Genomic DNA, 23,524 nt, shown 5'->3' with positions numbered 1-23,524 from the left:
AATTAATTTAATGACTTTTATCAGTAAAATCCAGGCAGCCTATGTTATCGATCTTTCGAACCCTCGCCAGGGTTTTCCCCTTCATATTTGGCACTCAACGCTTTCAACTTATTAACCAACCAGCGGCCCGCAGGGCCAGGTGGATTGGATGAGTTAACGGCCACGGACATCGGCATTAAGAAGAACATTTCTGACATATCTTTTATTTTAAGCGGGGTGAGTCTTTTATCTTCGATATCTTGCTTTACCATTTGGTATGGCATGCTTCCCCAGCCAAGTCCTGCCAATAAACACTCTCTTTTGACCGACAAATCCGTTAACTTCCACACCTTCGGCGATACGACGCCAAAATTAAGGTCTTTAGAAACATTAGTTTTATCAATTATTATGAGTTGAACATGTTTGCTGACCTCTTTTCTGGAGAGGTCTGAACTTTGTAGTGATAGCGGGTGGTCATGAGATGCGACAAAAACATGCGAGGTAGACAGCAGAAAATCACAGCTAATTGAAGGCGGCAGCTCTGGAAGAAAACCGATTATCGAGATCTGACAGGATTTATCCAATAAAGGCTGTACTGTGCCCCCCAGAGCATTAACAGTAATATTAACTGCGACGCTATCATAACTTTCATGTAACGCCTTAACTGCCGCAGTTAGCAAACCCATAGGGAACATAATGTCCACGACAAGGGACACCTCTGACTCCATCCCTTCCGATATTTTCCTGGCCGTAGTCTTAAAGTCATTAACTCTATTAATGACCTCCATTGCCTCTATAAATAAAATATTCCCTTCAGAGGTCAAAGTGGGGTAGCGCGACTCTCTTACAAAAAGCTTAACGCCCACCTGATGCTCTAGATTCGAAATAGTATGGCTTACCACAGATTGACTACGCCTTAATTTTCTCCCTGCGGCAGAGAAGCTGCCTTCCGTGGCCGCCGCTATAAAGGTCCGGAGTTGATCAAGACTAACAGTTTCCAACATGTATCCTCCTTTTAGATACATACTATCGAAAAAAACGGGGTACCGCATCGGGTAAAAACAAATTAGTATCGGCTTACACGTCAGATAAAAAACGGAAATTATGTTTATAAACACCAGGAAGGTTATCGTTACAGCATCCCTATTGGCAGCATTATTCAGCATGAATGCTTTTTCTTCAGCTACTGCCAATGAATCTCTTGATCCCAGGCTAACGGACACCGCTAATATGTTAAAAAGCAACAGGGAATTAATTAACAAATTTTATGACGCCTTTAAGAGCGGGGATAAAGCCATTATATTGAGCTATATCACCGATGATTTTATCATGCATGTGCCAGGCAAAGGGTTAAACGCTGGAGAGTATTGGGGAAAAGAGGGGTTCAGCCAATTCCTTTCAAATATTGGAAACTACTCTGGTGGAGATTTTTCCTTATCGGTACCCAGCCTGGCGATTAATGAAGACACCATCTTCACTCGCGAAGACATCATCATGAATCGTAAAGAAAATCCAGCTGAAAAGTGGCTATTAAGATTCATTATGGAGTATCACATTAAAGATGGTTTGATTTCGGAAGCCTGGACAATACCTCAGGATCCCATTGCGTATGACGCTTTTTGGACGCCAAAATCCCAATACATTGAGACCAGATCAGCAGGTTTTAACCAGAAAAGCGTAGGGATTTCGGACAACGATCCTTTCACGCACTCGGTTGAGAGTCTGCAAGTAGTGAGGAAGTTTTATCATTATTTCTGGAAAGGCGATCTTAACGCCATGTCAAAACTTGTCGGTGATGAGTTTGAGTTTTATACCCCTGGCCGAAGCTCGCTGGCGGGAAGATATAAGGGATGGCATGGATATGAAACCTTCAGAGAGAAATTAATCGCCAATGTGGCTGGCGATAAATACAAACTGGAATGGGGTGGCTATGCCGCATCGAAAAACGATGTGTTCGTAAAAGAGTATATCCGAATGAATACCAGCTGGGACAAAGAGGTTAAATCAAGCTTTGTCATTCTTCACTTCACGATGAAAGAGGGGAAAATAGCTAAAATAGAAGACACTCCGGTGGATTCAATTAAGTACGATTCTTTATTCACAAAACCCGTGAGCGAAAAATAAAAATGCCGGCTGGCGATGTTATCGTCAGCCGGACAATTTTGCGGGCAATCACTTAGCCACGCTAATGGTTAGCACGCATCAGCATTACTTCTGCTCTGCTTTACTCACGGTGTCTTCGGCTTTCCACACGCGGTATTTCACTTCCACGTCTTTCGGTGCATAGACGACGATTGGCAAGCGGCTGTTGTAACGTTGCATAGCAGCGTCACCCAGATTGGCGGCAATAAATTTCTGCGTTTTGGTGTTGTCTGGGCAGGCCATCATGGTGGAGGCCGGTTCAGACAGTTTTTCCAGCACCAGGTAGTTGTAACCCCAACCGGAAAGCGTTTTGCTTTCCAGCGTGCCACCGATCATGTGGCGGTTGCAGTCCACTTCCAGCGTTTTGCCGATCAGCAGTTCAACCTTGAAATTCTCTTCGTGTTCCTGCTTCGGCAGGTAGATCACCTGACGGTTCATGCCCTTTTCGGCTTTCGGGTAAGGGGCGACCTTTTCCAGCGGCTGTTTGCTGATATCAGTCTCTTCAGCAGAGGTGGCAGCAATGGCGCTGGCGGAAACGGCCATCAGCAGGCCGGAAAATACAACGGATACCTTGTTCATGTTTATATCCCTACAATTTATTAAATGCTCCGGGCATAAGCTAATACACTACCGATAGGCTAGCCAGCAGTTTAATCTTCTTTACAATTAGCAATGGCCAGCGGCAATAACCCACCACCGACCATTTATTAGGATAAATCATTAACGAGATGCGTTTTTGGCGATATAAGCCTTCACCACCTGATAGACATAATCCTGGCACGCCAGGCCCGTCTGCGGGTCATATTTACCCTGATTGGTAATATTGTTAGACAGTACGCGGATGCCAACAAAGGGGATGTTGAAGGCAGCAGCGATCTGCGCGGCGGAGGCCGTCTCCATCTCTTCAACCGAGGTATGATAGTTTTTGTGGAAATAACCAATGCGGTCCAGTTCACTGTTCCACACGTCGGCAGAGCCGATCACCCCTTCAACCACCTTGCCCTGGGTATAGCTGCCTTTAACCCCTTCCGCTATGGCCAGGAGGTTGGCATCCGCCGGGAATTGGCGAAGAGTGTGGGCATTCTTATCCTCACCGGCACTGCCTTTAGAAGCCAGTAAATCCATTGGTTGCCACTGACGTGAGTCACTGCCCTCCCCCAGTGCCTTCTTCGGCGTTTTAAAGGCACCCAGACTAACCGAATACTTACCCAGCACGATGTCGTACACTTTCAGTGCCGGATCGTGGCCACCGGCGGTACCCTGATTGATGATCGCCACCGGGTGGAAGTTAGTCGCAGCAATCGCCGTAGCGGCCGCCGCATTAGACATGCCTTTCAGGGTTTCTGACACCACCACCGGATAACCGTCCACCGTACCGCGCCAGAAACGCCAACCACCAATCTGCTCCTCACGCGGGTTGTCCAGGCGCTGGGCGAAACGTTCAGCCTCTACCGGCATCGCGCCCTGCACCACAATCGGCCCGGTGACCTGTGCCAACGCCAAAGGTGAAAAAACTGCACTACAGGCTGCCAACAGCGCCAAATTTAATTTTTTTGTCATCGCCACATCATCCCAATAAAAAGCAAACGATTACCTTAGCCGAAAGCCGATAATCCGCCTATCGCTTTCTCTACGTCAGCCAGCCGGAGGGTTAAGGTTTTCTTAAGGCAGAATTATTACAGTGGCAGCATCCATTAATGTCACCGAGCCTGCGCGTGAATCCAAAACCTTCATTAAATCAATCCTCAACAACACCCCAAATTAAGACTAACGCCCTTTACTCCCTGTCGGCATCCTTTTACCGTTGGCAGGTTTTGGGATTGATAGTCAGTGGCTTGTTGTTCCTTTGGCTGTCGCGTAACGAACAGCTGGACTGGGCAGTCAGCAATTACTGGTTCGACGCCGCCAGTGGGCACTTCCCGTGGCAAAACGATCGCTGGCTGGACTTGATTAACCACCGCTTGCTGAAAATTGGCGTCATTACCGGTGCAGTGTTGGCGTTGTTTTGGGGAATTTTCCGCCGTAATCCGCGCATGATCGTCACCATGCTGCTGATCGGTATTGGCCCCTTGGTGGTCGGCATTCTGAAAGCCACCAGCGCGCACTCCTGCCCATGGGATTTGATCGAATACGGCGGCAAGGCCATGTCCTACCCCTTGTTCGGTGCAATCCCGGCAGAACCCGGCCCGGGCCGCTGCTTCCCTGGCGGCCATGCTTCCAGTGGCTTTGCAGTGATGGCGCTGTTTTTCCTGTTTTACCCGCAACGCCCACGCCTGGCTTACTGGTGCTGGTTCGGCGGTATTGCGCTCGGCATGCTGATGGGTTTTGGTCAGGTGATGCGCGGCGCACATTTTCTTACCCATAACCTGTGGGCGGGTTGGTGGGTTTGGCTCAGCCAGTTGGCTGTTTATTGGATGGTGAGCGGTTATAGCCGCCGCAAGACAAGGTAAATATTATGGAGCAGTTGAATTATCTTCTTTTCGCCTGGATCAATGCGACCCCGGCGTCCCCCGAATGGTTGATCGATCTCGCTACTTTTCTGGCGCGCGATCTCATTGCTATCGTGCCGATGCTGATCGTCGGACTCTGGCTGTGGGGGCCGCAGAATCAACTGGTATCGCAACGTGAAGTAGTGGCCAAGACGACAATTGCTCTGCTGTTCGCCATGCTTGCCTCAGCCACCATTGGTATGCTTTTGCCGCATGAGCGGCCGTTCGTCGCCGGTGTCGGTTATACCTTCCTGGCACATGCCCCGGACAGCTCCTTCCCGAGCGATCACGGCACCGCCATCTTTACCTTCGCTCTGGCCTTTTTGTTCTGGCACCGGGTTTGGTCAGGAATTTTATTGCTGATTGTGGCAGCCGGTATTGCCTGGTCACGTGTCTATTTGGGCGTGCACTGGCCGCTGGATATGGTGGGCGGTTTCCTGCTCGGTCTGGTCGGTTGCCTGTTTGCTCAACTGGTGTGGAACCTGTTTGGCGATATCATCGCCAACAAACTGACGCGCCTGTACCGTTTCCTGTTCGCCATCCCGATCCGCAAGGGCTGGGTGAAAGAGTAAATTGGCATTTTGGCAGGGGCGGCTCCGCCCCTGTTCTCACACCACACCGGTCGTCACACAAAACTCACGTGTTTTTCCCGCTCCTATCATCACCCCCGTCTGCCCACTCTGCTCCTGTGGGCTGCTGGTGGCCGGTTGAATGAACCTGAAAAAACGCTGGTTCCCCTGTTGTGCAATAGGGCGCAGACCATAGTTGAACTGCTCGGTGGAAAACCGCGTGACGTAGCGCCTCCCCTTTGACGCCAACATAAAGAACTCGGCCTGATCGACATACAGTGACAGATCGTCCGTACACTGCACCCCCTGCTCGGCGATGCTCCCCGGAGGAGTCAGTGCCGGCATCGGTAAGTTCTGTCGGAACACCGCCGCGGGAATGCAGCCATAGTTGAGCTGGCAAACATAACTTAGCGACAGGGGGCGATTGGCAAGGTTGGTGATTTGCATATCAATCGAGAATTGGGCGCTGTCCGCCGTCAAACGTAACGCCGGGCGCAGTCGGCAATGTTGATGAGCAGACTCTCCACTGCCATACAGCGTCAACGTATCGCCCTCGACCTGCAACCACACTAGCTGCATGTCTGATAATGGGTCCCCCAGGTATGGCCAGGGTGAATGAAAGGCAACATTGCCCCCCGGTTTGCCTATCGGCGTTCTGGTACTACGACGGCCCGACTTTAGCGAGTAGCCATCAAAATCGGCATCCCAAATCGTCAAAGCGCGGTAAGGCAATACCCGTAGTGAGCCGCGGCTGTTTGCCAGCGTCAGCATCGGCCCTGCTGTTTCACAGTTAAAAGTGGTGACTACAAAATCCGCATTGCGGAAAACTTCTTCTGGTTGCGCTCCGAACTGCTCTGGCGCCAGATTTATTATCATATCCATACTTTCCCCCTGGGTGTTCACGCGAGTTATCCCGCGGCCAACGCCTGTAAATGTTACTTAAATAACACTCCATCCGTCCCCATGTTATACACACAACAGCCAAAAAACGATGATCTGGGTATAATTTTTAAAACTTCACTATGTTTACCGCCAATGGAATGTTATTATTATAACATTATTCACATCCTGCTTTGAAAACCTGACTAAGGAATCGAGATGACAACCGAAAACATTGATTACGCCCGCTATGTCGATCACACCCTGCTGGCGATGGACGCCACTGAAGAGCAAATCGCCAAACTGTGTGAAGAAGCACAGCAGCACAACTTCTACGCCGTCTGCGTTAACTCTGGCTATGTGCCACTGGCGGCGCACCTGCTGCAGGAAAGCGAAGTGAAAATCTGCTCAGTGATTGGTTTCCCACTGGGTGCCGGTCTGACCGTAGCCAAAGCCTTCGAAGCTAAAGCTGCCATTGCCGCCGGCGCGCAAGAAATTGACATGGTGATCAACGTGGGTTGGCTGAAAAGCGGCCTGCTGGACGAAGTCAAAGCCGATATCGCCGCCGTGCGCGAGGTTTGCGCGGCGATCCCGTTGAAGGTAATATTGGAAACCTGCCTGCTCAGCGATGCGCAGATCGTTCAGGTTTGTGAAATGTGTCGCGAACTTGATGTGGCCTTCGTTAAAACCTCAACCGGCTTCAGCACCGGCGGAGCTCGTGAAGAGCACGTCAAACTGATGCGCGCAACAGTGGGCAGTGAGATGGGTGTTAAAGCATCCGGCGCCGTGCGCGATCGCGCAACCGCCGAGAAGATGATCAAAGCAGGTGCGACTCGTATCGGCACCAGCTCTGGCGTAGCAATCGTTTCCGGTGATCAGGCTGCCGCCGGCAGTTACTGATAACCTGAGGCGTCTCAGTACCGGGCGCGCGCCGTGATAATCTGATGCGGGGTAATAAGTCCAGCCGATGGCTGGGTCCCTATTACCCCGCATTTGTGTGTTCAGCCCTGGAGAAACTCTCTTAACCCTGTGGGAAGACAGACAGATGGAAACGCGGCGCGAAGAACGTATCAATCGATTAGTGCAGGCGTTAAAGCGCTCTGACAAGATCCACTTAAAAGAAGCCGCCGTCCTGTTGGGCGTTTCAGAAATGACCATTCGCCGCGATCTCAGTGCGGAACCGGCTGCCGTGGTGCTGCTGGGCGGTTACGTGGTGGCCGATCCACGCAGTAACGGCGTCACCCACTATTTTGTTTCCGATCAAAAAGCCAAACAGGTCACAGAAAAACGGCGCATCGGCTTGCTCGCCGCGCAGCTTATCAGTGAAAACGACACCGTGTTTTTCGACTGCGGCACTACCACCCCGGCTATCATCGACGCCATTGCCGACGACCTGGTGTTCACCGCGGTCTGCCACTCGCTGAATACTTTTCTGGCGTTACAGGACAAACCGAACTGCAAGGTGATCCTGTGCGGCGGTGAATTCAAGCCAAACAACTACATTTTCACCGCCGTCGGCCGCCACAACGAGCTGGATCATATCTGTCCCAATATCGCCTTTATCTCCGCCGCCGGTTTGAGCCTGCAACAGGGTGCCACCTGCTTTAACTTTGATGAGCTGGAGATGAAGCACCGGGCGATAGCAATGTCACAACAAAAAATTCTGGTGGCTGACCACAGTAAATTCGGTAAAACCAAACCCGCCTGCATTGGACCACTGACCCAATTCGACCGGGTGATCACCGATCGCCAGCCCGACCCGGAGTTTGCGGAATTTTTCAGCGAAAACGCGATCGCCATTCGTTTTTAATCTGCACCCTACCGTCGGCCCCGGCCGGCGGTGCCCTTCATTAGCCCCTTCTTGCCCGACAAAAACCGGACAAATAATGCGCAATTGATTCAATTGTTTTCTTATCCCTACGCGATATCAGGTTAATAAATTGAAACAGTTTCTCAGGCTTATTCCCTCTGTACAGATAAATCCGGCTTAATATTACTTTCTCGCCAGGTATAACAGCGCTTTTATATGATAAATCGCATTACCGTCTGCATGATAAATATCAACAATTGCGCAACCAATGCGCTTTAAATATAACCAATTTGGCTTATTTATATGATGAATGGTTAAGCATTTTTATCCGCTAACCAGTTAAGTAGTTTACCCGCGTTATTAGCTGGATATTTAAAATAAATACAGTAAAAACAAAGAATTGAAAAAATTCCACTTAAATTAACAATGTGATCTGCGTCACTAAAACCGCTTAATCCGGGTTTTTAGCTAGATTCAAACCCCTGCTTAAAATATATTGCTCGACTTGCTGACAACGGCAGCGTTTTATCTGGTTACAGATTGTTCACGCCAGATAAACGCTGAAACATTGATGAGAGCGTTTTCAGCATGAAATCTTACACAAGCGCTTAACATATGCATGAAAAACCAATAAAAAAGCAGTTAGCCGCACACATTACGCATTTGAGAGCATGATCACGGTTGTTTCTACTGTAAATCGTTATCTTGCCGCCAACGAAAATCGGCAGGCAATGACCTTCCGGCAGCAGTACCGATACGATGTCCTCGACGGGCTAAATATCATTAGATTAATTATCCGGCACCGTTGCCAACGGTAATTAGATTATTAAACAACCAGGGGGGCACCCACTATCCCCGCAAGCTACATCTGATTCTTACCGATGCCGTCATCTGATATTGCGTCATTCGGTCTTAACCTTAAGTTTTGCCTTTAATTTTAAATTAGCGTGTTCACTTCGGAGATATTTATGGACACTACACAGACCGGCACTATTGCCTCTGCGGCTTCTGGCTCTACCAGTACCTGGCGTAAAACCGACACCATGTGGATGTTGGGCCTGTACGGCACCGCGATCGGCGCGGGCGTTTTGTTCCTGCCAATCAACGCCGGTATCGGTGGTTTGATTCCCCTGATCATCATGGCCATCATCGCTTTCCCGATGACCTTCTTCGCTCACCGTGGCCTGTGCCGCTTCGTGCTCTCCGGTAAAAATGCCGGTGAAAACATCACGGAAGTAGTAGAAGAACACTTTGGTATCAGCGCCGGTAAGCTGATTACCCTGCTCTACTTCTTTGCTATCTATCCGATCCTGTTGGTTTACAGCGTCGCCATCACCAATACCGTCGACAGCTTTATTACCCACCAATTGGGTATGACTTCGCCACCACGTGCCATTCTGTCGCTGATCCTGATTGTCGGCCTGATGACCATCGTGCGCTTCGGTGAGCAGGCTATCGTGAAAACCATGAGTATCCTGGTCTTCCCGTTTGTCGCCGTGCTGATGCTGCTGGCCCTGTACCTGATCCCGAACTGGACCACCGCAATCTTCGAGAACGTTTCGCTGTCCGGTGCAGGCACAGGTATGGGTCACGGTCTGGTTGTCACCCTGTGGCTGGCAATTCCGGTGATGGTGTTCTCCTTCAACCATTCACCTATCATCTCCGCATTTGCGGTGGCCAAGCGTGAAGAATACGGTCAGGAAGAAGCCGAGAAGAAATGCTCACGCATTCTGGGTTTCGCGCACATCATGATGGTGTTGACCGTGATGTTCTTCGTGTTCAGCTGCGTGCTGAGCCTGTCACCGGAAAACCTGGCGGAAGCCAAGGCGCAGAACATCTCCATTCTGTCTTACCTGGCCAACCACTTTAATAACCCGATGATCGCCTACATCGCGCCGGTTATCGCCTTTATCGCCATCACCAAATCGTTCCTCGGTCATTACCTGGGGGCACGTGAAGGCTTTAACGGTCTGATCGCCAAGTCGATGAAGAGCCGCGGCAAGACCATCAGCACCAACAAACTGAACCGTATCACCGCCCTGTTTATGCTGGTGACCACCTGGATTGTTGCGACCCTGAACCCAAGCATCCTCGGCATGATCGAGAATATGGGTGGCCCAATCATCGCCATGTTGCTGTTCCTGATGCCGATGTACGCCATCCGTAAAGTACCGGCAATGCGCAAATACAGCGGCCACATCAGCAACGTGTTCGTGGTAGTGATGGGCCTGATCGCCATCTCCGCAATCCTTTACAGCTTCTAATGACGCCCAGCCGGCGCACCTGCGCCGGCTTCTCGCACGGCCCTCCCTTTCCTGCATTAACGCCTAACACCTGAAGAAGGAGGCGAGACCATGGTCAGCGTTTTCGATATTTTCAAAATTGGTATTGGTCCATCCAGTTCCCACACCGTCGGCCCGATGAAAGCCGGCAAGCTGTTTGTCGATGAATTGATTGCCAACCAGCAGTTAATGGATACCACTCGCGTGGTGGTGGACGTCTACGGTTCGCTGTCGCTGACCGGCAAAGGTCACCACACCGATATCGCGATTATCATGGGGTTGGCGGGTAACCTGCCGCACGATGTAGATATCGACGGCATCGCCGGTTTTATCCGCGACGTTGAACAACGCGGTCGCCTGCTGCTGGCCAAGGGCCACCACGAGGTGGATTTCCCGCTGCAGACCAGCATGAACTTCAGCAAAGATAATCTGCCGCTGCATGAAAACGGCATGCGCATCAGCGCTTTCGCCGGTGAACAGCAGCTGCACAGTAAAACTTATTACTCCACCGGCGGCGGTTTTATCGTCGATGAAGAAAATTTCGGCCTGGCCGCTGCCAATCCGGTTCAGGTACCCTTCCCGTTCAACTCTGCGCGTGACTTGCAGCAACACTGCAAAGATGCCGGTTTGTCGCTGTCCGGCCTGGTGATGCAAAACGAATTGGCGCTGCACAGCAAGGCCGAGATCGACGCACACTTCGCCGATGTCTGGCAGGTAATGCGCGCTGGTATCGAACGCGGCATGAACACCGAAGGCCTGTTGCCCGGCCCGATGAAGGTTCAGCGCCGCGCCGCCGCCCTGCGCCGTCTGCTGGTGACCGGTGACAAGAACAATATCGATCCGATGAACGTCGTCGACTGGATCAACATGTTCGCCTTCGCCGTTAACGAAGAGAACGCTGCCGGTGGCCGCGTGGTGACCGCTCCGACCAACGGTGCCTGTGGCATCATCCCGGCGGTGCTGGCCTATTACGACCAGTTTATTCGTCCGGTGAACCCCAATTCCTACAGCCGTTATTTCCTGACGTCCGGCGTGATCGGTGCGTTGTATAAGATGAATGCTTCGATTTCCGGCGCCGAAGTGGGTTGTCAGGGCGAAGTGGGCGTCGCCTGCTCAATGGCGGCGGCAGGGCTGGCAGAATTGATGGGCGGCAGCCCGGCACAGGTTTGCATTGCGGCGGAAATCGCCATGGAGCACCACCTGGGGCTGACCTGCGATCCGCTGGCCGGTCAGGTTCAGGTGCCCTGTATCGAGCGTAACGCGATTTCCGCAGTGAAAGCGGTCAATGCCGCACGTATGGCGCTGCGTCGTACCAGTGAGCCGCGCGTATGCCTGGATAAGGTGATCGAAACCATGTATGAGACGGGCAAGGACATGAACGCCAAGTACCGCGAGACTTCGCAAGGCGGCCTGGCGATCAAGGTGGTGGCCTGTAACTGATCAAAAAGAGGGCGCAATCCTGTGGACTGCGCCCTCGTCTTAAAGCTAATTGCTGTTGTTCTTAACCGAACACGCTACCGAACCACTGGGTCAGCTTCATCATCACCATGTCCCAGATACGGCTAAAGAAGTTCCCTTCTTTCACTTCCTGCATCGCCACCAGCGGATACTGCTCAATGGTTTTACCGTCGAGCTGGAAATCAATGGTGCCGACTACCTGATTTTTCGCCAACGGCGCTTCCAGCGTCGGTTGGTTCAGCTTGTAACTGGCCTTCAGGTTTTTCATCTGCCCTTTCGGGATGGTGACAGCGGCGTCTTTCGCTACGCCCAACGGCACTTCCCCGACATCGCCAAACCACACTTTCTGGGTCACGAACGGCTTGTCCGTTTTGATTTCTAACTGAATACCACGTCCTATGGACGTGGTTATCGACTTTTTGGCTCTGCCAGTAATGCTACTCATGGGAAAATCCGAATCCGTTATCCCCATAACTGATAAGGATTTAACCATGAGTAGGTTCGAAAAAGCATCGCATGTGCTCTGGCATTGTCAATACCATATAGTTTGGACGCCCAAGTGCCGATTTCGAATACTGAAAAACAATGTAGGGAAAGAGGTTTACAGGCAAATAAGAATATTAAGTGAACAACTCCATGTAGAAATAGTGGAGTTAAATGTTCAGTTAGATCATGTTCATTTACTGATAAAGATCCCGCCGAAACTGTCAGTATCAGAAGTGATGGGCCACCTTAAAGGCCGAACAGCTATCCGTTTGTTTAATAAATTCCCCTACTTGAGGAAGCACAAGTTGTGGGGAAATCACTTTTGGGCGAAGGGCTACTGTGTGGACACCGTAGGTGTAAACGCAGAGATGATCCGCAAGTACGTAAAGTACCAAGAGAAACACGAGCAAGAAGAAAACCAGCTGAGTTTACATGGAATGTGAAGTGAGGACCCTTAGGGTTCGAGCTTAGTACGCCCCTATGGGGCGCCCAAGCAATGCCGCCTTCTACGAAGGCGGATTTTTACTGGCGTGGCGGTTTCATAGAAGCGGAAACCCCAGGTCAGCAGTTTTTCACTTTCGCTAAAGCGGATACGGTCGCTCGGCGCGCCCAGCACCACCGAAATCAAACGCATCGGGCCATCGGTAGCGGAGGCCACCAGGTTATGGCCGGCACCGCCGGTGTAACCGGTTTTGATGCCGTCAACGGTCAGGTTGGTGCTCCACAACAGACGGTTGCGGTTAACCTGGCGGATCTTGTTGAAGGTGAACTCTTTTTCTTTGTGCAGCGCGTACTCATCCGGCACATCGCGGATCAACGCCTGGCTGAGCAAGGCCATATCGCGTGCGGTGCTGTACTGCCCTTCCGCATCCAGACCGTGCACCGTCAGGAAGTGGGTATTCTGCAAGCCCAGCGATTTGGCGTAGTTGTTCATCAGGCCGACAAACGAATCCTGACTGCCAGCGACATAGTCGGCCAAGGCGATGCTGGCATCGTTACCCGACTGAATGACGATGCCCTTGTTCAGTTCCATCACCGGCACCTGATCGCCCGGCTTGATAAACATCAGCGAGGAACCGCGCAGCGCCGGGTTGCCGGTAGCCCATGCGTCCTTACCGACGGTCACCATATCTTCGGGCTTGATCTTGCCGGCCTTGATCGCCTGGCCGATCACATAACTGGACATGATCTTGGTCAGGCTGGCGGGATCGAGACGGGTATCGGCATTGCCCTCCGCCAGAATTTTGCCGCTGTTGTAATCCATCAGCACATAGGCCTTGGCATCTACCTGTGGCGCCGCCGGCGCTTCGGCCGCCTGGACAACAGGGACAGCCAGCAACAGTATGCTGACGCTAAAAGTTAATTTTTTCAGAGTGGTAGGTAAGTTTCTTTTCATCATGACGTCGCCAGACGTGTCCATTCAAATCATTGAAATAGCGTTAACTTTCAAACATATTCACGTTTTCAGCCAACCAGCGAGAGTGGCCCGGCACGCGTTTGCCAACCGCAATCTCCCTGCGGCCCCATGACGGGTGAGCGGCGCACCGAAAATGCCCTTGCTGTGAGTTTATTAGATTCATCTTATTTTTGCAGGGTTTAGCGTGAATTTTCAGCATTTTTACATAACTGTACGCTGTTACGCGCAATTTGGATGAAAAGCCAACCGTACGTGGTTTTTTTATACTACCCACGGCTACACGGCCAAACATCCAAACTGCTGCACATCTGCGCTTCCATACGTCCAAATTAGATTAATATATTCCAAAAAGGCATATTTAACGGTTATTTGTTCTTTTTAATAGGCTTATTGGCAGCGCTATCATCCAGACAACGGCTTTAAACCGAATTATTCTGGAGATCCCCCATGGCTATACCGCATTCCGTCATCGATCTGATCGGCAACACCCCGATGCTGGAACTGACCCAGTTCGATACCGGTCCCTGCCGGCTGTTCGTCAAACTGGAGAATCAAAACCCCGGCGGCTCAATCAAGGACCGCGTGGCGCTCTCGATGATCGAACAGGCAGAACGTGACGGCAGCCTGCAGCCCGGCGGTACCATCATTGAAGCCACCGCCGGCAATACCGGCCTCGGGCTGGCACTGGTGGCGGCCCTGAAGGGGTATAAGCTGTTGCTGGTGGTGCCGGACAAGATGAGCCGCGAGAAGATTTTCCATCTGCGCGCACTGGGTGTGGAAGTGGTACTGACCCGCTCCGACGTGGGCAAGGGCCACCCGGCTTACTATCAGGATTATGCCCAACGTCTGGCGAGTGAGACTGCCGGCGCTTTCTATATCGATCAGTTTAATAACCCGGCCAATCCGGCGGCCCATACCCGCACTACAGCACCGGAACTGTGGCAGCAGATGGACCATCAGGTCGACGCCATCGTGGTCGGCGTCGGTTCTGGCGGTACGCTGGGCGGTCTGAGCCGCTATTTCGCCGAGGTGTCGCCCCAGACCGAGTTTGTTTTGGCTGACCCTGCCGGTTCGATCCTGGCGGACTATCTCGATAACGGCCAGATAGGTGAGGCTGGCAGCTGGCTGGTAGAAGGTATTGGCGAAGATTTCGTCCCGCCGCTGAGCGACTTCAATCAGGTACGTCACGCCTACCGCATCGGCGATGCCGAGGCCTTTACCACCGCGCGCGATCTGTTGCGTAAAGAAGGCGTATTGGCCGGTTCATCCACCGGCACCCTGCTGGCTGCCGCGCTGCGCTATTGCCAGGCGCAGACCGAGCCGAAACACGTGGTCACCTTCGTCTGCGACAGCGGCAACAAATACCTGTCTAAAATGTATAACGATCACTGGATGCTGGAACAGGGTTTGCTAAGCAAGCCGCAGCACGGTGACCTGCGCGATCTGATCGCCTACCGTCATGACGAAGGCGCTGCGGTGTCGGTGGCTTCGGAAGATACCCTGGCGATCGTCCATGCCCGCATGCGGCTGTATGACATCTCACAGTTACCGGTGCTGGAGGGCGATCGGGTGATCGGCCTGATCGACGAATGGGATTTGCTGAACGCCGTACAGGCGGACGCCAGCCACTTCAGCCTGCCGGCCTCCCGCGCCATGACCCATTCGGTCAAAACCTTGCAAAAAGAAGCCAGCTATCAGGATTTGCTCGCCACCTTCAATCACGGCCACGTGGCGGTGGTGCTCGACGGCGAGCGCTTCCTCGGTCTGATTACCCGCACCGACGTGCTTAACGCCTGGCGCCAGAAATTACGCTAATAAATAAGGAAGATTGTATGGCCAAGTTTGATACGTTGACCGTCCATGCCGGCTACACGCCGGATGCTACCGGCGCAGTGATGCCGGCCATTTACGCCACCTCCACCTACGCCCAACCGGCGCCGGGGGAACATACCGGCTATGAGTATTCGCGCAGCGCCAACCCGACGCGCACCGCGCTGGAGAGCGCCATCGCCGAACTGGAGGGCGGCAGCCGCGGTTACGCCTTTGCCTCTGGCCTGGCGGCCTGTTCAACGGTGCTGGAGCTGCTCGACCAGGGCAGCCATCTGGTGGCGGTTGACGATCTGTACGGCGGGACCTATCGGTTGTTGGAAAAAGTGCGTAGTCGCACTGCCGGCCTGCGGGTCACCTATGTTTCCCCGGCGGACATTGCCGCGCTGGAGCAGGCGATCGAACCGGATACCAAAATGATCTGGGTAGAAACGCCGACCAACCCGCTGTTGAAACTGGCGGATCTGAGTGCGATCGCCGCGATCGCCAAAAAACACGGTTTGATCAGCGTGGCGGACAACACCTTCGCCTCGCCTTATATTCAACGTCCGCTGGAGCTCGGCTTTGACGTAGTGGTGCATTCGGCCACCAAATACCTCAACGGACATTCCGACGTGGTGGCCGGCGTGGCCGCTGTAGGGAATAACCCGGAGCTGGCCGAACAGCTGGGCTTTTTACAAAACGCGGTGGGTGGCATTCTCGATCCGTTCAGCAGCTTCCTGACGCTGCGCGGTATCCGCACGCTGGCGCTGCGCATGGAGCGTCACAGTAACAGTGCTTTGCGTATTGCCCAGTGGCTGGAAAGCCAACCGCAGGTAGAAGACGTCTACTATCCGGGCCTGCCGAGCCACCCGCAGCATGGGTTGGCGGCAAAGCAGATGAGCAGCTTTGGCGGCATGATTTCAGTGCGGCTGAAAGGTGATGATGCCTTTGCCCGTCGGGTGATCAAGCGTTCTCAGCTGTTCACCCTGGCAGAAAGTCTGGGCGGGGTGGAAAGTCTGATCAGCCAGCCGTTCAGCATGACCCATGCGTCAATCCCGCTGGAGCAGCGGCTGAAAACCGGCATCACGCCGCAGTTGCTGCGCCTGTCGGTAGGCATTGAGGATGCAGAAGATCTGATCGCCGATCTGCAGCAAGCGCTGGCGGAATAATCGCAGCCCTCAGACGACTGACAAAGTTGGTTATTAGGGAGAGCGTGCCGAAGGGGTCGTAGCAGCTTTAGCTGCCGGAGTGCCCCTCGGTGCGCTAGGCCCGAGTATCTCAAACTGGAAGACAACTGCAAAAGGCCTACATCTTGCCAGGCCTTCCCATTTGAATCTGAGTTCTGGCCCTTTTAGTTTTCACACTACAGCATCGATAACATCCTGATAGTAGCGCTGCGCCACGTCGGGATGAGAGCGAATGCGCCCCTTCAGATAGTTAAAACCCACGTCACGCAACAGCGGATTATGCGGATCGCTGGCCGGTCCGTGCGCCTCAGCCATCAGAGATGCCGGAAGCTGATAAAGTGGCACCACGGCATCCAACCGAGCGCCAAGGAAGAAGGCAATCGACAGGCGGTCGCTGCCCGCAGGGGGTGTCTCTACCCGATGCACCGTGGCACGCAGATAGCCATTGGTTGCCAACTCCAGCAGTTCGCCGATATTCACCACAAAGGTGTCCTCAAGCGGTTCGGCGTCAATCCATCGCCCTTCGTCAATTTCAACCTGCAGACCCTTTTGCCGGTCCTGCAACAGAAAGCTGAGAAACCCGGAGTCTTTATGGGCACCCACCCCTTGCCCGCTGGCGGTCGCCTCGCGCCCCGGATAACGGATCAGTTTGATATGTTCATTGGGTTTGTCGCCGTAGAGCGCATCAAATGCCTGCTCCGGTAAAGAAAGCGCCAGGGCAAAAGCGCGCAACAGACGCAGCGACATGGCGGTCATCGCCTGTTGCCACTGCAACAGCAGAGGCTTCAGTTCGGGCAGTGCCTCAGGCCATTGATTCGGCCCCTGTAAACGCGCCCAACGCGGAGTTTCATTAGCCAGTTGCAGCGCAGGACGTTCCGCGCCGATATCAAACTGCTCACGCCAGTCCGGCTGCCCGCGCGTCAGTTCGGCCGCAGCACGGTTATAACCGCGAAAGTGCGGCGAATGTACCATCTGCACCGCCAGCTTGTCGGCTTCCGGCAGGGCGAAAAATTGCCTGGCATACTGCTGCAATTGAGCATTCAGCCGGTTATCTACGCCGTGTCCGCGCAGATAGAAAAAACCTGCGTCACGCGCTGCTGCACGCAGCTCATAAAGAAATGCCTGCCGCTGCCGCGCGTCGCCGTCAAGCTGCGAAAGATCCAGCAGCGGCAGCGTCTTCAGCGTCAGTGGTGGTGTCATTATCCTGTTCCTCTTCATCCCCGACAAAAACCGGACCGCTATAAAGGCGAATTATCAGCATCTTTAACTCCTGGATGACCAGTACATGGTCCCTATAGTTACCACCCCGCCAACGATGCCAGCCAATATTGTTGCGTTCTAAGTTATGCAAAGCTTCAACAAAGTGTCGCAAAACTGTCATCAATGTTTCTTATGCTCTGCGCAATTTGTTCGTCGCCACTGGCTGGCGGCTTACGCTATCCGCTATTCTGTATACACCGCCATTTCACTCCCTGCCTGCCGGAGAAATACTGATGGATTTAGCCTTATTCGACCTGGATGAAACCCTGATTGATGATGACAGCGCCAGCCTGTGGATGCGCTGGTTAGTCACCGAGGGGTTTGCGCCGGCGGAACTGGAACAGCAGGAACAGCAACTGATGCAGCTCTATTATCAGGGCAAGCTGTCGATGGAGGATTACATGCAGGCCACGCTGGCCCCGCTGGCCGGTCTGAGCACCCAGACGGTGGCCGGTTGGGTGCAGCGTTATATCCGCCGCGATATTCTGCCGCGCGTCTACCCCGCCGCCCGTGAACGCCTGCTGTGGCACCGTGAACGTGGCGACTGCATTCTGGTTATTTCCGCCACGGGCGAACATCTGGTTGCGCCGATAGCCGCACAACTGGGTGCCGACGGCGCGCTGGCAATTGGTGTTGAAGTGCAAGACGGCCGCTTCACCGGCAACACTTACGGCACCATGACTTATCAACAGGGCAAGGTGATCCGCCTGAAAAAGTGGCTGGCCGAACACCCGGAGCTGAGCTTTGAACACAGCCATGGCTACAGCGATTCCCTCAACGACAAGGCGATGCTGGAATATGTCGACAGCGCCACGGTGATCAACCCGGACACGGAGCTCAATGCGCTGGCAGTGGAAAAGGGTTGGGAGATTTGCCGCTGGGAGCGCTAAATGACAATCCGGTCGGCAAAAAATGCCTTCCGGTGTGACAACCGCTGAATTGTGGCGTACGAATAACAGCTTAGGTTAATTCACCCGTATAAAGAGGCGTTCTATGCTGACCATTTGGGGTCGTGAAAATTCGAACAATGTCAGGAAAGTGCTGTGGTGCGCCGCAGAGCTGGAGCTGAATTACAGCCATATCAATGCCGGTGGCGCATTCGGCAAGGTGAACGACGAGCTCTACCGCTCATTAAACCCGAACGGTCTGGTGCCGTTACTGCAGGACGGTGACTTCGTGCTGTGGGAATCCAACACCATAGTGCGTTATCTGGCGGCGAAATTTGGCAGCGAACCGTTCTACCCGCAGGATCTGCAGGCACGCGCCAGCGCTGAGAAATGGATGGACTGGACCACCGCTACCATCGTCAGCCACTTTAGCGTGGTGTTCTGGGGCCTGGTGCGTACCAAGCCGGAACTGCGCGACATGGCCAAGATTGAAGCGGCGATCGCCACGCTGGAAAAACACTTCGACATTGTGGAAGAAACCCTGGGCCGCCAGCCTTACCTTTCCGGCGAGTCGTTCGGTATCGGTGACATCCCGCTCGGCAGCTTTGCTTACGCCTGGTTCTCAATGCCGATTAAGCGCCAACCCCGCCCGAACATGGAGCGCTGGTACCAGCAGTTAACCGCCCGCCCCGCTTATCAGCAGGGTGTGATGAGTGAGTTAACCTGATTTTCACGGGGCGGTTTTTTACGACGCCCCAACCTTCAGCAGCTTACCGTCACTCTCATCCGTCAGCAGATAAAGATAACCATCCGGTCCGGTGCGCACTTCGCGAATGCGTTCGCCTTGATCGGCCAGCAGCCGTTCCTCCCCCACAACTTTATTACCGTCCAGCGTCAGACGGATTAACTCTTTTTGCGCCAACGCGCCAATAAACAGCGAATGCCGCCAGGCAGGGAAGCGTTGCGAATCATAGAACGCCATGCCGCTGATACCGGGCGACACCGGCCAATGATGCAGCGGCGGTTCGGTGCCGGCCACCTTCTGCCCTTTAGCCTCCGGGATCGCCAACCCGGAATAATTAATGCCATAGGTGGCGATCGGCCAACCGTAGTTTTTCCCGGCCTGAGGAATATTGATCTCATCCCCGCCGCGCGGACCATGCTCATGCTCCCAGATGGCACCGCTCCAGGGGTTCAGCGCCAATCCCTGTGGATTGCGCTGGCCATAAGACCAGATTTCTGGCCGCTTACCGGCCTGACCGACAAACGGATTATCCGGCGGTACGGCCCCCTCGGCGGTTAACCGCAGGATCTTGCCCTGCAGCTTGTCCAGATCCTGCGCCGTCGGCCGCTGGTTATTTTCGCCCAGTGCGATAAACAGATATCCCTGACGATCGAACGCCAGCTTGCCACCGAAGTGATTACCGACCGACAACTTCGGCTGCTGACGGAAAATCACCCTGAAGTTCTCCAGCCGCCGGCTGTCGGCGCTTAGCTGGCCGTAGCCCACGGCGGTCCCCGCCTTGCCATCCTCACCCGCTTCGGCAAAGCTGAGGTAAACCCGCCTGCTGTCGGCAAAATCCGGCGCCAACAGCACTTCCAGCAGGCCACCCTGCCCCTGGGCATACACCTGTGGCACGCCGCTAATCGGCGCTGACAGCCCTTTCTCTTGCTGCCACAACCGCAGACGGCCCGGTCTTTCGGTGATTAACATTCCCCGATCGCCAGGCAAAAACGCCAGCGACCATGGGTGTTCCAATTTATCCTGTAATTGCGTGACCGCCGGCGCGGCGTGCAACAGACCACTGAACAACAGTAAAGCGGCCATCATGCTCAATCGGGGCATAGCGTCCTCCTGGACAGAAACTGACCCACTTAGTGTAGCCCAGTAGGATAATCCCCACGTTTGTTTTAAATTTCAATATGTTGCCTTTTTAACGGACTGTGCTTAAGTTAAGGGTTCACCAAGGAGAAAACATGAACATCACCGTCACCGAAACCCTTGACGAAGAAACCCTCAACACCATCCGTTTGGGGTTACGGGCCCACAACAGCCCATACATCGACCCTACCCAACGCAAACCCCTTGCCGTCTATAGCCAGGACGAAGCAGGTCGGGTGGTCGCAGGCCTGACCGGCGAGACCTGGGGAAACTGGTTGAGTGTTGAATGGTTGTGGGTGGATGATTCTCAGCGCGGTAGCGGGTTAGGTCGCAAGGTGGTGCTGGCGGCTGAAGAAGAGGCTAAAGCGCGGAGTTGTCGTTATGCCCGCCTGGAAACCTTCAGCTTTCAGGCCCGGCCGTTTTACGAGAAGCTCGGTTACCGCTTGCAGATGACGCTGCAGAATTACCCGATAGAACACGAATGTTACTTTCTCACCAAAACTCTTATTGAATAGCAGGTGGCTTGATGGAAACCGCAACCATGGTTGTGAATTGCGTGGCATACAAGGCCGGTCAACGGCTGGGCGAAGTGACCATTGATGATATCAGTGAGGTAGTCAAGCAACCGGACACCTTCGTCTGGCTCGGGCTGTGGCAGCCGGAGGACGTCTTTATGCGCAAGGTGCAAGAGGAATTTGGGTTGCACGATCTGGCGATTGAAGATGCCCTGTGCGCCCACCAGCGGCCAAAACTCGAAGCCTACGGCGATTCATTGTTTATCGTGGTCAAAACCGCGCAATGGGGAAAGGACGAAGTCGAGTACGGCGAAACCCACTTTTTTGTCGGCAAAAACTTTCTGGTCACGGTACGCCACGGTGACTCACCCAGCTATGCGCCGATCCGCCTCAAGGCTGAAGAAAACCACAAGCAAATGTGCCGTGGCCCGGGTTTTGCCTTGTATTCGGTGATGGACTTTGTGGTAGATAACTACCGCACCGTGGTGGCAAAGTTCGAGACGGATATCGAAGCCATCGAAGCCAACATGTTCAAATCCGAGTTTGATCAGACCGCCATCGAGAACGTCTATACCCTGCGGCGACACCTGTTGGCGCTGCGCAATGCGGCGATGCCAATGGACGAAATCTGCAATCAGCTGATTCGCCTGCATGAAGAAGTGATCCCGAAAGAGCTGCGCGCCTATGTACGCGACGTGCAGGACCATGCCCGCCAGGTGGTCAGTAACATCGACGATATGCGAGAAATGCTGACCAACGCCATGCACGTCAATCTGGCACTGGTCACGGTAAAACAGAACGAAGTGGTAAAACGGCTGGCGGGCTGGGGGGCGATCCTGGCGATCCCAACCGTGATATTCAGCCTGTACGGCATGAACTTTGCCAATATGCCGGAGCTGAAATTCCCCTGGGCCTATCACACCATTCTCGGGGTCACCGCCGTCGGCTGCTTCTTCCTGTACCAAAAACTGAAGAGATCCGGCTGGCTGTAGCCAGTTATGGGGCTGCGCATCACAGCCCCATTTTACCCATTACTCGGGCTGAACCTGCTGCTGCAGACTGGGTCGGGTCAGCAAACTGCCAATCAGAAAGGCCGCGCCGCCCGCCAGCAGGCCACCGTAGATCGGGCTGTTGGCCTCAATGCCCTGGTAATACATCAGCCCCAACACGCACGGGCTGCCGGTCAGCATGCTGGCAATAGCCCCGGTGCTGGTGGCGCGCTGCCAGAAAATAGCGCCGATCAGCGGGATCAGCATCCCCCCCACCAGCAGGTTATAAGCCAGCGTCAGCGCCATCATCACGTCCCGCACCACAAACGCCAGCCCCAGCATAATGCAGCCCATGATCAGTGTCGTGAGTCGCCCGGCCGCCAAGCCACCGGAAGGCCGCTTGCGGATCGCCGGCAGTACGTCCTCCAGCGCGATAGTTGAGGACGCTAACAGACAGGCGCTGGCCGTCGACATCAGCGCCGCCAACGCGGCAGCCGCCACCAAACCGCTGACGCCCGCCGGCAACACCGCCTGAGCAATGGCGGCAAAAGCGCCATCGGTATTGCTCAGTTGCGGCAGCACCAACTTTCCGGCCATGCCAATCAGAGCACCGGTCACGCCATACAGCACGCAGTAAACCCCAGCCCCCAGCCCGGCGTAACGGGCAATATTGCTGCTGCGGGCGGTAAATACCCGCTGCCAGATATCCTGACCGATCAGAATGCCGAAGAAGTAGATCAGGAAAAACACCAGGATGGTATCCAGCCCGATCGACGACAGCTGGTAGTAGCTGTCCGGCAGTTGGCTGCTGAACGCCGCCCAGCCACCGGCCTTGACGATGCTCATCGGCATCAATACCAGCATCATGCCGACGGTCATAATAATAAACTGGATGATATCGGTCAGCGTCAGTGACCACATGCCGCCCAGCGTGGAATAAAGCACCACCAAACCGCCGCCGAGCAGAATTGAAGCGGTGAACGACAGGTCAAACATCACCTGCATCACGCTGCCGATGGCGATAATCGAGGTGACCGCCACCATCAGATCGTAAGCCAGCATGATGGCACCGCTGGTGACTCTGGCGGCCGGATGATAGCGCCGCGCCAGTACCTGGCTGACGGTATAGAGTTTTAGCTTGAGCAGCGGTTTGGCCAACACCATGCTCAACACCACAATCCCCGCACCCAGCGCACCGCACAGCCACACGCCCGAGATCCCATAGGTGTAACCCAGCTTAACGCTGCCAATGGTAGACGCCCCGCCAAGCACTACAGCGGACAAAGTGCCCAGGTACAAACAGGGCCCCAGATTGCGGCCGGCCACCAGATAATCTTCCTTGGTGGTAGCCCGGCGAACGCCAAGCCATCCCACCGCCCCTATCACCAAAAAGTAAAACACCACTACCAGCAGGTCGAGATTCATCAGTCACTCCGCATGCTTGTTATTATTCGGTATCTGGCGCAACGGCTCCGCCGGTCAGG

At 54.0% G+C, this 23,524-nt stretch carries 21 protein-coding genes and 2 pseudogenes; 14 read left to right on the top strand and 9 right to left on the bottom strand.

Annotated elements, in window-relative coordinates:
• Positions 1-44 precede the first annotated feature (44 nt).
• The gene (locus QOT07_RS08325; RefSeq protein WP_207975645.1) at positions 45-983 is read right to left on the bottom strand and encodes a LysR family transcriptional regulator; all 939 of its coding nucleotides are present in this window, start codon (positions 981-983) and stop codon (positions 45-47) included.
• Between the two features lie 100 nt (positions 984-1,083).
• Between QOT07_RS08325 and QOT07_RS08320 the strand changes: the two genes are divergently transcribed.
• The gene (locus QOT07_RS08320) at positions 1,084-2,103 is read left to right on the top strand and encodes a nuclear transport factor 2 family protein (protein ID WP_283602897.1); all 1,020 of its coding nucleotides are present in this window, start codon (positions 1,084-1,086) and stop codon (positions 2,101-2,103) included.
• 84 nt (positions 2,104-2,187) lie between these two features.
• Here QOT07_RS08320 and eco read toward each other — a convergent pair whose 3' ends face one another.
• Both eco and QOT07_RS08310 read right to left on the bottom strand, forming a co-directional pair.
• Positions 2,188-2,700 carry a serine protease inhibitor ecotin gene (gene eco, locus QOT07_RS08315; protein WP_099064176.1) on the bottom strand — a complete coding sequence of 171 codons (513 nt, stop codon included), beginning with the start codon at positions 2,698-2,700 and terminating at the stop codon, positions 2,188-2,190.
• A gap of 141 nt (positions 2,701-2,841) precedes the next feature.
• Positions 2,842-3,681 (bottom strand): 5'-methylthioadenosine/S-adenosylhomocysteine nucleosidase, encoded by an 840-nt coding sequence (locus QOT07_RS08310; RefSeq protein WP_207975648.1) that lies wholly within the window; start codon positions 3,679-3,681, stop codon positions 2,842-2,844.
• Positions 3,682-3,818: 137 nt separating this feature from the next.
• On the opposite strand from QOT07_RS08310, the gene QOT07_RS08305 reads away from it, so the two are divergent.
• Both QOT07_RS08305 and ybjG read left to right on the top strand, forming a co-directional pair.
• Entirely contained in the window at positions 3,819-4,571 is a 753-nt protein-coding gene (locus tag QOT07_RS08305) for a phosphatase PAP2 family protein (RefSeq protein WP_221344909.1), read from the top strand.
• 5 nt (positions 4,572-4,576) lie between these two features.
• Positions 4,577-5,182 carry an undecaprenyl-diphosphate phosphatase gene (ybjG, locus tag QOT07_RS08300; protein ID WP_099064174.1) on the top strand — a complete coding sequence of 202 codons (606 nt, stop codon included), beginning with the start codon at positions 4,577-4,579 and terminating at the stop codon, positions 5,180-5,182.
• A gap of 36 nt (positions 5,183-5,218) precedes the next feature.
• Here ybjG and QOT07_RS08295 read toward each other — a convergent pair whose 3' ends face one another.
• Positions 5,219-6,061 (bottom strand): aldose epimerase family protein, encoded by an 843-nt coding sequence (locus tag QOT07_RS08295; RefSeq protein WP_283602896.1) that lies wholly within the window; start codon positions 6,059-6,061, stop codon positions 5,219-5,221.
• Between the two features lie 216 nt (positions 6,062-6,277).
• Here QOT07_RS08295 and deoC point away from each other — a divergent pair, with 216 nt between their 5' ends.
• From deoC to QOT07_RS08275, 4 genes are all read left to right on the top strand, one after another.
• Positions 6,278-6,958 carry a deoxyribose-phosphate aldolase gene (gene deoC / locus QOT07_RS08290; protein ID WP_020826066.1) on the top strand — a complete coding sequence of 227 codons (681 nt, stop codon included), beginning with the start codon at positions 6,278-6,280 and terminating at the stop codon, positions 6,956-6,958.
• A 145-nt stretch (positions 6,959-7,103) separates the two neighbouring features.
• On the top strand, positions 7,104-7,868 hold the full coding sequence (gene deoR, locus QOT07_RS08285; RefSeq protein WP_099064172.1) for a DNA-binding transcriptional repressor DeoR: 765 nt from the start codon (positions 7,104-7,106) through the stop codon (positions 7,866-7,868).
• 968 nt (positions 7,869-8,836) lie between these two features.
• Positions 8,837-10,132 carry an HAAAP family serine/threonine permease gene (locus QOT07_RS08280; protein ID WP_099064171.1) on the top strand — a complete coding sequence of 432 codons (1,296 nt, stop codon included), beginning with the start codon at positions 8,837-8,839 and terminating at the stop codon, positions 10,130-10,132.
• A 90-nt stretch (positions 10,133-10,222) separates the two neighbouring features.
• A complete protein-coding gene (locus QOT07_RS08275; RefSeq protein WP_099064170.1) occupies positions 10,223-11,590 on the top strand; it encodes an L-serine ammonia-lyase in 1,368 nt (455 codons plus the stop codon).
• A 61-nt stretch (positions 11,591-11,651) separates the two neighbouring features.
• On the opposite strand, the pseudogene QOT07_RS08270 reads toward QOT07_RS08275, so the two are convergent.
• Positions 11,652-11,984, bottom strand: a pseudogene (locus QOT07_RS08270) (serine-type D-Ala-D-Ala carboxypeptidase); the annotation flags it as partial.
• A 115-nt stretch (positions 11,985-12,099) separates the two neighbouring features.
• Here QOT07_RS08270 and tnpA point away from each other — a divergent pair.
• Positions 12,100-12,537 (top strand): IS200/IS605 family transposase, encoded by a 438-nt coding sequence (tnpA, locus tag QOT07_RS08265; RefSeq protein ID WP_283602402.1) that lies wholly within the window; start codon positions 12,100-12,102, stop codon positions 12,535-12,537.
• Positions 12,538-12,614: 77 nt separating this feature from the next.
• On the opposite strand, the pseudogene QOT07_RS08260 reads toward tnpA, so the two are convergent.
• Positions 12,615-13,493, bottom strand: a pseudogene (locus QOT07_RS08260) (serine hydrolase); the annotation flags it as partial.
• Between the two features lie 465 nt (positions 13,494-13,958).
• Here QOT07_RS08260 and QOT07_RS08255 point away from each other — a divergent pair.
• Both QOT07_RS08255 and QOT07_RS08250 read left to right on the top strand, forming a co-directional pair.
• Positions 13,959-15,326 (top strand): pyridoxal-phosphate dependent enzyme, encoded by a 1,368-nt coding sequence (locus QOT07_RS08255; RefSeq protein ID WP_283602895.1) that lies wholly within the window; start codon positions 13,959-13,961, stop codon positions 15,324-15,326.
• Positions 15,327-15,343: 17 nt separating this feature from the next.
• Positions 15,344-16,489, top strand: a complete 1,146-nt coding sequence (locus tag QOT07_RS08250) for a trans-sulfuration enzyme family protein (RefSeq protein WP_099064167.1) — start codon at positions 15,344-15,346, stop codon at positions 16,487-16,489.
• Positions 16,490-16,678: 189 nt separating this feature from the next.
• On the opposite strand, the gene QOT07_RS08245 is transcribed toward QOT07_RS08250, so the two are convergent.
• Entirely contained in the window at positions 16,679-17,707 is a 1,029-nt protein-coding gene (locus tag QOT07_RS08245; protein ID WP_261426978.1) for an isopenicillin N synthase family dioxygenase, read from the bottom strand.
• Between the two features lie 293 nt (positions 17,708-18,000).
• Here QOT07_RS08245 and QOT07_RS08240 point away from each other — a divergent pair, with 293 nt between their 5' ends.
• Positions 18,001-18,657, top strand: a complete 657-nt coding sequence (locus QOT07_RS08240; protein ID WP_085116000.1) for an HAD family hydrolase — start codon at positions 18,001-18,003, stop codon at positions 18,655-18,657.
• 103 nt (positions 18,658-18,760) lie between these two features.
• Entirely contained in the window at positions 18,761-19,381 is a 621-nt protein-coding gene (locus QOT07_RS08235; RefSeq protein ID WP_099064163.1) for a glutathione S-transferase family protein, read from the top strand.
• An 18-nt stretch (positions 19,382-19,399) separates the two neighbouring features.
• On the opposite strand, the gene QOT07_RS08230 is transcribed toward QOT07_RS08235, so the two are convergent.
• Positions 19,400-20,500 carry a PQQ-dependent sugar dehydrogenase gene (locus QOT07_RS08230; RefSeq protein WP_283602893.1) on the bottom strand — a complete coding sequence of 367 codons (1,101 nt, stop codon included), beginning with the start codon at positions 20,498-20,500 and terminating at the stop codon, positions 19,400-19,402.
• A 131-nt stretch (positions 20,501-20,631) separates the two neighbouring features.
• Between QOT07_RS08230 and QOT07_RS08225 the strand changes: the two genes are divergently transcribed.
• Entirely contained in the window at positions 20,632-21,051 is a 420-nt protein-coding gene (locus QOT07_RS08225) for a GNAT family N-acetyltransferase (RefSeq protein WP_283602892.1), read from the top strand.
• An 11-nt stretch (positions 21,052-21,062) separates the two neighbouring features.
• A complete protein-coding gene (corA, locus tag QOT07_RS08220) occupies positions 21,063-22,043 on the top strand; it encodes a magnesium/cobalt transporter CorA (protein ID WP_207975663.1) in 981 nt (326 codons plus the stop codon).
• Between the two features lie 39 nt (positions 22,044-22,082).
• On the opposite strand, the gene QOT07_RS08215 is transcribed toward corA, so the two are convergent.
• Positions 22,083-23,465, bottom strand: a complete 1,383-nt coding sequence (locus QOT07_RS08215; protein WP_283602891.1) for a sodium:solute symporter family protein — start codon at positions 23,463-23,465, stop codon at positions 22,083-22,085.
• Positions 23,466-23,524: the final 59 nt, after the last annotated feature.

The sequence above is a fragment of the Serratia proteamaculans genome, from assembly GCF_949794035.1.
In the GTDB taxonomy this organism is placed as follows: domain Bacteria; phylum Pseudomonadota; class Gammaproteobacteria; order Enterobacterales; family Enterobacteriaceae; genus Serratia; species Serratia proteamaculans.
Note: the sequence above shows the minus strand (reverse complement) of the source record. Positions and strands in the feature narration are given on the sequence as shown.